The organism is Bradyrhizobium sp. (genome assembly GCF_004799445.1).
GTDB lineage: Bacteria > Pseudomonadota > Alphaproteobacteria > Rhizobiales > Xanthobacteraceae > Bradyrhizobium.
In genome coordinates, this window is record NZ_SSNA01000186.1 from 1 (window position 1) to 8710 (window position 8710).

6 protein-coding genes and 1 tRNA gene are annotated in these 8710 nt (G+C 61.5%); 1 reads left to right on the forward strand and 6 read right to left on the reverse strand.

Annotation, left to right across the window (positions count from 1 at the left end):
- Nucleotides 1-63 precede the first annotated feature (63 nt).
- The 6 genes from E8A46_RS24065 to E8A46_RS24090 form a co-directional block, all read right to left on the reverse strand.
- Nucleotides 64-139: transfer RNA gene (locus E8A46_RS24065), tRNA-Lys, on the reverse strand.
- Between the two features lie 177 nt (nucleotides 140-316).
- Complete coding sequence (locus tag E8A46_RS24070; RefSeq protein ID WP_291566574.1) at nucleotides 317-868, reverse strand: Spy/CpxP family protein refolding chaperone; 552 nt, start codon at nucleotides 866-868, stop codon at nucleotides 317-319.
- A 210-nt stretch (nucleotides 869-1078) separates the two neighbouring features.
- Nucleotides 1079-2362 (reverse strand): TRAP transporter large permease subunit, encoded by a 1284-nt coding sequence (locus tag E8A46_RS24075; protein ID WP_291566576.1) that lies wholly within the window; start codon nucleotides 2360-2362, stop codon nucleotides 1079-1081.
- The gene (locus E8A46_RS24080) at nucleotides 2362-2934 is read right to left on the reverse strand and encodes a TRAP transporter small permease (RefSeq protein ID WP_291566578.1); all 573 of its coding nucleotides are present in this window, start codon (nucleotides 2932-2934) and stop codon (nucleotides 2362-2364) included. Before E8A46_RS24080 ends, E8A46_RS24075 begins: the two co-directional genes overlap by 1 nt.
- A gap of 139 nt (nucleotides 2935-3073) precedes the next feature.
- The gene (locus E8A46_RS24085) at nucleotides 3074-4072 is read right to left on the reverse strand and encodes a TRAP transporter substrate-binding protein (protein WP_291566580.1); all 999 of its coding nucleotides are present in this window, start codon (nucleotides 4070-4072) and stop codon (nucleotides 3074-3076) included.
- Nucleotides 4073-4399: 327 nt separating this feature from the next.
- Nucleotides 4400-5959, reverse strand: a complete 1560-nt coding sequence (locus tag E8A46_RS24090) for a 2-isopropylmalate synthase (protein WP_291566582.1) — start codon at nucleotides 5957-5959, stop codon at nucleotides 4400-4402.
- A gap of 1512 nt (nucleotides 5960-7471) precedes the next feature.
- On the opposite strand from E8A46_RS24090, the gene sbmA reads away from it, so the two are divergent.
- On the forward strand, nucleotides 7472-8692 hold the full coding sequence (gene sbmA / locus E8A46_RS24095) for a peptide antibiotic transporter SbmA (RefSeq protein WP_291566585.1): 1221 nt from the start codon (nucleotides 7472-7474) through the stop codon (nucleotides 8690-8692).
- The last annotated feature ends 18 nt before the right edge of the window (nucleotides 8693-8710 follow it).

The window sequence follows — 8710 nt, forward strand, 5'->3', positions numbered from 1 at the left end:
AAGCCCCCATTTCCGCGCAATAACTGCGAGAAGACTTGCGAAAGTTTGATCCCTACCACTGGGTGGTGGGCGCACCAGGGCTCGAACCTGGGACCCGATGATTAAGAGTCATCTGCTCTACCAACTGAGCTATGCGCCCGGAACCGGCCCGGAAAAGCCTTTCGCAAGAGGGCGTCGTTTAGCAAAGCGACCCCCCGATGTCCAGCAAGCCGGCGGGGTTTTCCCGGCCCTGTCGAGGGGCCCTAAATATCGGAAAAGCCGCCGGAATCCGGCGGCCTTCCCTGGGTTCTGAGCTGGGTGGGCGAAGCCGGCGCGGCTAGAGCCGGTCGCCGTCGCCCCGGCCGCCGTCGCGATCCCGATCGCCGCCCATCATGCCATGCTCGAAACCATGGTGGCGCCAGCCGCCTTCGCCGCCGAACCGGCCGCCGCGATGCGTCAGCATGTCGAGCCGGCGCTTCTGGCCGTCGTCCAGCGTCTTGTAGAGCGGGTCGGCCGCGTCCGCGATCTTCTTCAGCGCCACCGCCGAGGTTGCCATGTTGTCGGCGCGCTCGCGCAGCCGCGTCACCGGATCCTTTTGGGCGCCCTCCTCGGGCTTGGCGTTCATCCGCGCATTGGCGCGATCGATCCGCAATTTCGCGAAATCCCGCACCGCGGTCTCGACCGGCGGCCACAGCTTTTCCTGATCGGCGTTAAGCTTCAGACCGGCATGGACAGCCGCGATCCGCGCGTCGACAAAGGCCGCCCTATCCTCCGGGTTCATTTGCATGTGCCCCATATGCTCATGAAACCAACGATTGTGCTGGGCATAGACCGCCGTCGAGCCGGCGATGGCGAGCGCGGCGACGCCGGCGATTGCAAACTTCCTCATGTGAACCTCCTTTGAAGGTGGTCGGAAGATGAGCCCACTGATGTCCGCAATCAACTTACAGTTTGGCAAGAACGCCCTGTCTTACCAAGATGTAATCTTGCTAATGCTTATCAACTGCGCGTATTGCGCCGCGGACTCGTCCACGCAATCTGCATAGACTCGATTGCGAAGTGAACCGCGGCAGCCACTATTGCGCAACTGCGCGCCGCTTCAAATCATTCCCAGCAAGCGCGGCAGCCACAGCGAAATCTCGGGAATGTAGGTGATCAGGCCGAGGAAGATCAGCATCGCACACAGCCACGGCAACACCGCGATGGTGATTTCGCTGATGCCCATTTTCGCGATTCCGCTGGCGATGTAGAGATTGAGTCCGACCGGCGGATGGCACAGCCCGACTTCGGTATTGACGATCATCAATACGCCGAGATGAACCGGATGAATGCCGATCTTGGTGGCGAGCGGAAACAGGATCGGCGCCATGATCAGCAGGATCGACGATGGATCCATGACGTTGCCGGCCATCAGCAGCAGGATGTTGACCACCAACAGGAACGCCCACAGGCTGAAATTCTTGTCGATGATCCAGGCCGCCATCTCCTGCGGGATCTGCTCATGCGTCATCAGGAACGAGAACAGCACCGCGTTGGTGATGATGTAGAGCAGCATCGAGCTCATGCTCGCCGCCTGCAACAGCACCCTGCCGACCTGGGCGAGCTTCAGCTCCTTGTAGATGAACACCGTGATGAAGAAGGCATATACCGCGGCAACCGCGGCGGCCTCGGTCGGCGTGAAGATGCCGCCATAGATGCCGCCGAGCACGAGCACGATCAGCAGCAGGCCCCAGACGCTCTCGCGGAACGCGGTCCATTGCTGCTTCAGCGTCGCGCGCGGCATCTTCGGATAGCCGTTACGCCAGGCGATGAACCAGGTCACCGCCGCCAGCATCAGCGCCAGCATGATGCCCGGCACGATGCCGGCCATGAACAGCGCGCCGATCGAGGTATTGGTGGAGACGCCGTACAGCACCAGGATGATCGACGGCGGCACCAGGATGCCGAGCGCGCCCGAGGTCGAGATCACGCCGACGCCGAACCGCTTCGGATAGCCGTGCTCGACCATCGCGGGCATCATGATCGAGCCGATCGCGACCACGGTTGCGACGCTGGAGCCGGAGATCGCTGCGAACATCGCGCAGGCCGCGACGCCGGCAAGTCCGAGCCCGCCCGGCAGATGGCCGACCAGCGAGGTCGTAAAGGCGATCATGCGGCGGGCAACGCCGCCGCGGGTCAGGAAGGTGCCGGCGAGGATGAAGAACGGGATCGCCATGATGCCGAAATTGTCGAGGCCGGAAAACAGCTTCAGGCCGACGCTTTCGATCGGCACCTCCGTCATCGTGAACAGGAAGGTGAGCACGGTGAGGCCGAGCGAGATCGAGATCGGCATCCCCGTCAGCATCAGGGCGAACAGCAGTCCGAAGATAAGAGCGGCGCTCATCACGCTTCTCCCAGCGCGACCGGCGCATCGGGAGAAACCTCGATGCCGTCGACATTGGTCGCATCATGATGCGGCAGATCGCCGGTCTTCCAGTAATGCCAGCACACCTGCAGGAAGCGGAAGCACATCAGATAGGACCCGAGCGGGATGCAGGCATAGACGATCCAGCTCGGCAATTCGAGATCGGGCGAGACCTGGTCGGTACTCATCAATTCGATCACGAATTTCGCGCCCATGGTGCCGACGATCGCGGTGAACAGCGCGCCGCCGAGCAGGCCGAACAGAATGACGCCCTTCTGCCAGGCGGGATTGAGCCGCTTGATCAGCACGTCGACGCCGACATGGATGCCGGTCCGCACCCCGTAGGCCGCGCCGAACTTCGCCATCCAGATGAACATGTAGATGCACAGCTCCTGCGCCCAGGAGATGTGGATGCCGATCAGATAGGGATACAGAAAGGGCACGCCGGTGCCGAAGCGGTGCACGACGGAAATGAAAATCAGGATCGTCGCCGCCGCCATCAGCGAACTGATCAGAATTTCCTCGAGCCGATCAAGGATACGAAGCAGCACCAATGTCCCCCTTGCGCGCCCACGCCACGAACATTTGCGGTCGCGTCATCAATCCCCTGCACAAGCGCTCGCCGCCCCGGCATGCGCCAATGAAAAAAGCAAGCTCCCGCCCACCGCGGGAGCTTGCCGGCTTTCCTGATTAATGGCTGACCCCGCCGGTTTCCTTGATGAATTCATCGATCAGCGGCTGACCGACCCGGTTTGCGACGTCCTTGTAGACCGGGTCCATCGCCTTGCGCATGGCCGCGTCCTGCTCCGGCGTCAGGGTGATGATTTCGGTCTTGCCGGACTTCTTGATTTCCGCAAGCGCCTCGTCGTTTTCCTTCGCCGACTGTCCGTTGCCGAAGGCCGTCGCCTCCTTCATGGCCTTGTCGAGCTGGCCGCGAATGTCGGCGGGAAGTCCGTCCCAGAACTTCTTGTTCACGACCACGACATAGCCGATGTAGCCGTGATTGGTGACCGTGGCGTATTTCTGCACCTCGTGCATTTTCTGGGTGTAGATGTTCGACCAGGTGTTCTCCTGGCCGTCGACCACGCCGGTCTGCAAAGCCTGATAGACTTCGCCGAACGCCATCACCTGCGGGATCGAGCCGAGCGCGCGGAACTGGGCCTCGAGAACCTTCGACGACTGGATGCGGAATTTCAGGCCCTTGTAGTCCGCGGGCGTGACCAGCTTCTTGTTGGCGGACATCTGCTTGAAGCCGTTGTCCCAGTAGGCCAGCCCCGTCATGCCCTTCGGCTCGAGCAGCTTGAGCAGCTTGGCGCCAAGCGGTCCGTCGGTCACCTTTCGCAAGGTGGCGAGATCCGGAAGGATATAGGGAAGATCGAACACCTCGAATTCGCGCACACCGATCGGGCCGAACTTGGAGTTCGAGGGCGCCAGCATCTGCACCGCGCCGAGCTGCAAGGCCTCCAGCTCTTCCTTGTCCTTGTAAAGCGTCGAATTCGGATAGACTTCGACCTTGACCTTGCCGTCGGTGTATTTCTCGGCGAGTTCCTTGAATTTTTCGGCCGCCTTGCCCTTTGGCGTGTCGGAAGCCACGACATGGCTGAACTTGATGACGATCGGCGCCTGCGCCGACGCCGGCCCCGCCAGCGCCAACACCGCGATCGACGCGGCCAATACCAGTTTACGCATTTCTCCTCCCGGGGTGAGCCAGCGGGAACGCGCGTGGCGCTGCTCCCAAATCCTTGTATGCCAGCCGCACCAATACAGAGAAGCCGCTCGAAATGCCATTGCCCCTTTCGAAGGGGCTGTTTTCCGGATCTTTGCTGCAATGCAAAAACGCAGCGCCGGAACGCTGCGTTTGGCATTCGACTCGTTCAATCGCGGTCGCGCTTTTTCTCTTCGCCCTCCCCCCTTGCGGGGGAGGGTTGGGGTGGGGGGTGACGTCATCGGCACTGCCCCCGCGAGGACCCCCACCCCCGACCCCTCCCCGCAAGGGGGAGGGGAGAACCAATAGAGTCAGCTCGCGGCGGCCGCCGGGATGTCGCGCTGGCGCTTCATCACGATCTTGTTGAGCGCGCCGAGATAGGCCTTGGCGGAAGCCACCAGCGTATCCGGATCGGAGGCGCGCGCGGTCATCGAGCGGCCCTCATGGGCGAGCCGTACCGACACCTCAGCCTGGGCGTCGGTTCCCTCGGTGACGGCGTGGACCTGGTAGAGCTCGAGCTTGGCCTCATGCGGCACCAACAGCTTGATGCAGTTGAAGACCGCATCGACCGGACCGTTGCCCTCGGCCTCCTCGATCTTGATCTGGCCGTCGACATTGAGCTTCATGGTGGCGCGCTGTGGACCATGGGTTCCGGCGATCACCGTCAGCGAGGCCAGCTTGATGCGGTCATGAGAGGCGGCGATTTCCTGATCGACCAGCGCCTCGATGTCTTCGTCGTAGATGTCCTTCTTGCGGTCGGCGAGCGCCTTCATCCGCACGAACGCGTCTTCCAGCTGGTTGGCGCCGAGCTTATAGCCCATCTCCTCCAGCTTGTGCACGAAGGCATGACGCCCGGAATGCTTGCCCAGCACCAGCGAGGATTGCTTCAGGCCGATCATCTCGGGGCGCATGATCTCGTAGGTCGAGGCATCCTTGAGGACGCCGTCCTGATGGATGCCGCTTTCATGGGCAAACGCGTTGCGGCCGACGATCGCCTTGTTGTACTGCACCGGGAACGAGGTCGCCGCCGAGACCAGCTTGGAGGCCCGCGTCAGCATCGTGGTGTCGATCTTGTTCCACCACGGAAACACGTCGTTGCGGACGTTGATCGCCATCACGACTTCCTCGAGCGCGGCATTGCCTGCCCGCTCGCCGATGCCGTTGACGGTGCATTCGATCTGCCGCGCGCCGCCGGCGATACCGGCCAGCGAATTCGCCACCGCCATGCCGAGATCGTTGTGGCAGTGCACCGAGAACACCGCCTTGTCGGAGTTCGGCACCCGCTCGATCAGGGTGCGCATGAAGCGGGCATATTCCTCGGGCGTGGTGTAGCCGACCGTGTCGGGAATATTGACCGTGGTGGCGCCGGCCTTGATCACGGCCTCGACCACCCGGCAGAGGAAATCCATGTCGCTGCGGGTGGCGTCCTCGGCCGACCATTCGACGTCGTCGATCTGGTTGCGGGCTCGCGCGACATTGGCGATCGAGGTCTCGATCACCTGCTCCGGCGTCATGTTGAGCTTGACGCGCATGTGCAGCGGCGAGGTCGCGATCACGGTATGGACGCGGCCGCGCCTGGCGAATTTCACCGCTTCCGCGCAGCGGTCGATGTCCTTCGGATGGGCGCGGGCCAGACCCGCGATGATGGCGTTCTTGGAGCGCCGGCCGATCTCGCTGACGGCCTGGAAATCGCCTTCGGAGGTGATGGGAAAGCCGGCCTCGATGACATCGACGCCCATGTCGTCGAGCATCTCGGCGACCTCGAGCTTCTCCTCGAAGCTCATGGTGGCGCCGGGGCATTGCTCGCCGTCGCGCAAGGTGGTGTCGAATATGATGACACGGTCCTTGTCGGACTTGTTCACTTTGGTCATTTCGAAAATTCCTTTGGGTCGTGCGCTGCTTTTTTGAGCGCTGAAGGGGTCTGGTGATCTCGCGCAACCCCTGAGTGCCCAGGCGCAAACCGCCCAGACGGCCCTCAGGGGCCGATAAGAAGCAGAAGCCCGCCAATAATCAGGGTGGGCAAGGACGCAGCCGGAATCGCACAGGCGCCAACGGTCTTGGCCGCCCCGCCCTGAACTCCGTACTTTTCGCTGCGAATCAGCATTGCCAGACCCTTTGGAAGCGTCATCTTCGGCCAAAACCATTGACGGTTGGTTGCCTTGGACGCGTTTTCCGAGCCCGTTCTAAACGAGAAATGCGCCAAACCGCAATGCCAAAAGATAGTCAGACGGGCTGACCCAGTTCACCCTCCCCTGGAGGGGTCGAGACGAGCGAAGCTCGCTCTCTCGGTCGGCTGACATTGAGCGCAGCGAAAATGTGAGCCGGGGTGGGGTGATCTCCCAACTCGGGCACCGTGCTGGGGGAGAGACTGTCACCCCACCCCGATCGCTACGCGATCGACCCTCCCCCTCCAGGGGAGGGTAGGAAAGACCTGCCGTGTCTTCGGATTCATGTTCCAAACAACCACGATACAAACCGTCATTGCGAGCGTCAGCGAAGCAATCCATCGTACCGCACAAAGAAAGAATGGATTGCTTCGTCGCTCGCGCTCCTCGCAATGACGCCAAGATACACCGCCGCATTCTCGCTACGCGAAAACGCCCGAGTCTTGCTGTAAATTCCCGCCCTCTCCAATCAGAGGGCGTGGGGAATGCCGGGTGCCCGATGCACCCGCAGCCTCGTGTGCGCACGGTAGTGGTAGATGCACACGAGTATTCACAGCGAGTTCACCGGAATCGCCCGGCATTCCCGCACGCAATGGTTTTAACGGTTTCCTCCGCGCTCTCCCAAGGTGACCGGGCTTTCTTGCCACCGTCATTGACGGAGTTGCCTCCACCAACTTGATGCCAGCGTCGGGGCATCAGGACCACACGACTTCGCCGTCCGCAAGATAACGCGCTCGTCAGTCGCGCCATCCGCGTCCATCGCATCCAACCCCGCGTCCGTGACGATCGCGATACGCCCCTTGTGTGGAGTGGACGGCGGAATCAATAAAACTGTTTCTACCAAACCGTGAAGCGAAATATTTTTCGCTCAAAGGCTGGACGGGAAGATCGATTGGCCCGTTGATTTGCCCGTCGGGCAAGTCACGCGGCGTGGCGCAAATCGCCATGGTCATAACGATCCGTCGTCCCCGCGAAAGCGGGGACCCATAAACACAGGTGCCAGTAATTGGGCAAAGTCGTCGAACAGCGCGCCTCAAAACAACTGACACGGCGTATGGGTCCCTGCGTTCGCATGCACGACATGCATGTGTTCCCTCCGCGCCGCTTCGTCCGGAACACCATCGTCATCAATCCCGCATCCCCGGTTGGCTAATCCGCCGCAGCGGCTATGGTGCGTTCAGCCTTCACCACATCTGACCCGAGACTGGATACTTCAAAATGTTCGTTTCGTTTTTCCCCCGACCCAAGCTGTTCTTTCTGTCGGCCATCGCCTGGACGGCGCTGGCGATGGCGTTCTGGTATGGCTACGCCGACGATCTGATCGGGTCGTCCGCGCCCGGCGTCGTCGGCGTGGCGCTGTTCTGGTCGGCGCGCTCGCTGTGGTTCGACCTCTATTTCGCGCTCAGCGTCGCGATCTTCGCCGGCGCCTGGATGATATTCTCGCCGCATCCCTGGTCGCCATGGTCGATCATCGGTTCCGCGCTGATCCTGTTCACCTCCTACTTTCAGGTCCAGGTCAGCGTCGCCATCAACAGCTGGTACGGGCCGTTCTACGATCTCGTGCAGGCCGCGCTTTCGAAATCCAAGCCGGTCACGATCGAGCAGTTCTACAGCGAATTGTCGACCTTCGCCGGCATCGCGCTGGTCGCGGTCGTGGTCGGCGTGATGACGCGGTTCTTCGTCAGCCACTACATCTTTCGCTGGCGCACCGCGATGAACGACTTCTACATCGTCAACTGGCCGCGGCTGCGCACCATCGAGGGCGCCTCGCAGCGGGTGCAGGAAGACACCATGCGGTTTGCGACAACGATGGAGGGTCTCGGCGTCAACCTGATCAGTTCGGTTCTCACGCTGCTGGCCTTTCTGCCGGTTCTGTTGCGGCTGTCCAGCAATATCACCGAGCTGCCGCTGATCGGCTCGATCCCCTACCCGCTGGTGTTCGCCGCGGTGATCTGGTCGCTCGTTGGTACCGGCGCGCTGGCGCTGATCGGGATCAGGCTGCCCGGAATCGAATTCTTCAACCAGCGCGTGGAAGCGGCCTATCGCAAGGAGCTCGTGCTTGGCGAAGACGATGCGGCCCGCGCCGATCCGCCAACCCTGGACGTTCTGTTCGGCAACATTCGCAGGAATTACTTCCGGCTCTATCTGAACTTCATGTACTTCAATGTCGGCCGCATTGTTTATCTGCAAACCGACGTCATCTTTCCCTACATCCTGCTCGGGCCGACGATCGTTGCCGGCAGGATCACATTGGGTTCGATGAACCAGATCTTGAACGCGTTCACGCAGGTGCGAACCTCGTTTCAGTATCTCGTCAATTCGTGGAGCACCATCGTCGAACTGATTTCGATCTATCAGCGGTTGCGGGGCTTCGAGGCCAGGATCCATGATGAGCCGCTGCCTTCGATCGAGACGGAGACGGAGCCGGCGTCGTTGTGAATTCCCTGTCATTCCGGG